This window comes from Pontimonas sp. (assembly GCF_031581085.1).
Classification (GTDB): Bacteria; Actinomycetota; Actinomycetes; order Actinomycetales; family Microbacteriaceae; genus Pontimonas.
Genome location: NZ_JAVLBO010000055.1, coordinates 1 through 2156, shown reverse-complemented (window position 1 = coordinate 2156; position 2156 = coordinate 1). Strand labels below are relative to the sequence as shown.

2 protein-coding genes are annotated in these 2156 nt (G+C 53.6%); both read left to right on the top strand.

Features of this window, described 5'->3' with window-relative positions; all coding sequences use genetic code 11:
• Positions 1-319: 319 nt before the first annotated feature.
• Positions 320-1666, top strand: a complete 1347-nt coding sequence (locus RI518_RS07770; protein WP_310689809.1) for a DNA methyltransferase — start codon at positions 320-322, stop codon at positions 1664-1666.
• A gap of 287 nt (positions 1667-1953) precedes the next feature.
• The coding region (locus RI518_RS07765; RefSeq protein WP_310689808.1) for a hypothetical protein at positions 1954-2156 on the top strand (203 nt) is incomplete at its 3' end.

Genomic DNA, 2156 nt, shown 5'->3' with positions numbered 1-2156 from the left:
GTGTTGCGCCGTGAAGCGGCCACACCAGGACCGAAACAGTGGATTAGAGACCTGCATAACATCGGGGAACATTTTGCGTGCGAAAAATACGATTGCCTGCAGTGGTCGGAGGAAGACAGAGTGAAGGGGATTAGTCGATGAGCGAGTCGGAACCGCAGCCGAGGTGTTTGGCTCACGGGTTAGAGATTATGCAGTGCCAGGTGTGTATTGGTTTGCTTGTGAGTGAGGCTGGTCATCTTTACGGTGATCGGTTGCATGAGTGGGCTAAGCAGCATGTTTATGATCCGGAGTCGCTTGTTGAGAATATGGAGCCGGTGTGATGGAACCGTCTGTTGTGGTTGAGAATGCGCGTGTCTTTTTGGGTGATTGTCGTGAAGTGTTGAAAACGCTCCCGGATAACAGTGTGGATTCGGTTGTGACTGATCCGCCCTACGAGCTCGGGTTCATGGGTAAGAAGTGGGACAGCTCTGGGATTGCTTACGATGTGACGGTGTGGGAAGAATGCTTGCGGGTTTTGAAGCCTGGCGGGCATATTCTCGCCTTCGGAGGCACGAGGACGTGGCACAGGTTAGCGGTGGCTGTGGAGGATGCGGGGTTTGAAATCCGCGACAACATTGCCTGGATGTACGGCAGTGGGTTTCCTAAGTCGTTGGATGTGTCAAAAGCGATTGACAAAGCGGCAGGGGCAGAAAGAGAGCTCAGGGTCAACGAAAAATGGTCTGATAGATACCCGAATGGCCCAGGTGGGAACTTAACTCAAAACGGACAAATCGGACAGCTGAAGAGAATAAGTGGAAATCCGCTAATGACGTCCGACCCAGTAACCCCCGAAGCTGAAAAGTGGTCTGGGTGGGGTACTGCACTAAAGCCGGCGTTTGAACCTGTTGTGGTTGGTAGGAAGCCGGTCGAGGGGACTGTGGCTAATAATGTGCTTGCTTGGGGTGTGGGTGGGTTGAACATTGACGGCAGCAGGATCGGCGCGACTGGCGGAACGAAGGATTCCGATTTTATTCCAGGCACAAATACTGCGGTCAATGCCTTTGATGCCAGTGGTCGCTCTGGTGCCTTAATGAAGGGCACAACAACTCCCACTGGTCAGGGTCGTTGGCCTGCGAATGTGATTCTTGATGAGGTGACGGCTGGGCTACTGGACGAACAATCAGGAGTCAGCAAGTCACCAACCGGTGCAATCACGCAGGGCGGTCAAATTGGAAAGTTTGGGCACGGCGAGGAAGGGTATGGCAAACGCGCCGGCAACTTTCAAGGTCACGGTGACAGTGGTGGGGCTTCACGGTTTTTTTATGTGGCTAAGGCTTCCAAGCGTGACCGGAACGAAGGGTTAGAGGACCTGGGAGAGCGCAACCTTTCCGACAGGGGCGCAGACGGTCAAAGGGACAAGAACAGCATCGTCACTCGGCAAACGGTTACCAAGAACTTCCACCCGACGGTGAAGCCGACAGCGCTCATGCGTTACCTAATCAAGTTGGTCACACCGGAGGGCGGGGTTGTGTTGGATCCGTTCACCGGTTCAGGGTCTACGGGCAAGGCGGCACTACTTGACAGGTTCGAGTTTGTTGGGGCAGAGCTGACCGAAGATTACCTGCCGATTATTGAGGGCCGGTTGAAATGGGCTGTTGAAAATCGGGAAGATGGCGCGCTTTTCTAATTTTCGGCTACGATTATTCGGGTGGCGGTCATTAATTGTGCAAGGTGTGGGTTCGAGTGGGAAGTGGCCACTCAACGGAAGCCGGAAAACTATTGCCCGTCATGTCGTGCAAAAGAAATCCAAACCGTGGACATTGGTGGGGACAAATGTCACCCGTGGCATGGAAGGTTTGATGTAGACCAGGTGACACCGATAACTGAAGATGGTGAAGTGTTTAGGCCGGGCCGCAGGTTGTGTGGTCATAGTGACTGTGTGAACAGTCGTCACATTGTAGAAGGAGATTAGGAATGGCTGTGCAGATTGAGTTCGAGGGTTACGTTAACGAGGTGAAACCGTTTGATTGGGGCACCGTGTACAACGTGGGTCACCGTCAGGTGATTAAGAATGCGGCGGGTGAGTGGGAGACGGCCGGATATGACTACTTTGACGTGTCCACCCAAAAGGGGACTCCGGAGGTGCCGAAGGATACGAAGGTTCGCGTTAAGGGGAC